This is a genomic window from Bowmanella dokdonensis (assembly GCF_017254865.1).
GTDB lineage: Bacteria > Pseudomonadota > Gammaproteobacteria > Enterobacterales > Alteromonadaceae > Bowmanella > Bowmanella dokdonensis.
The window spans coordinates 1-290 of record NZ_JAFKCV010000363.1; the positions used below are offsets into that span (position 1 = coordinate 1).

A 290-nucleotide genomic window follows, 5' to 3' on the forward strand; every position below is an offset into this window, starting at 1 on the left:
CGTCTACCTGGATTTCTCCCGAGTCCCAGTCCGCCAGAAAACCCATCATTAACGAATGAGGAAAGGGCCAAGGTTGGCTGGCGAAATAACGCAGGTTTTTAACCTTAATGCCCACTTCTTCCATAATCTCTCTGTGCACAGCCTGTTCAAGGCTTTCGCCACTTTCAACAAAGCCGGCCAGGGTGGAATACATACCTTCTTTATGATGGGCGCCCTGAGCAAGTAGAATTTGCTCACCTTTACGTACGGCAACAATAATGCAAGGCGATATTCGTGGGTAACAACGATGT

1 protein-coding gene is annotated in these 290 nt (G+C 48.3%); it reads right to left on the minus strand.

All coding sequences use genetic code 11. The features are described from left to right. Positions 1-290, minus strand: a 290-nt coding sequence (gene nudC, locus J0A66_RS22955; RefSeq protein ID WP_206576091.1) for an NAD(+) diphosphatase, incomplete at both ends; no start/stop codon positions are given.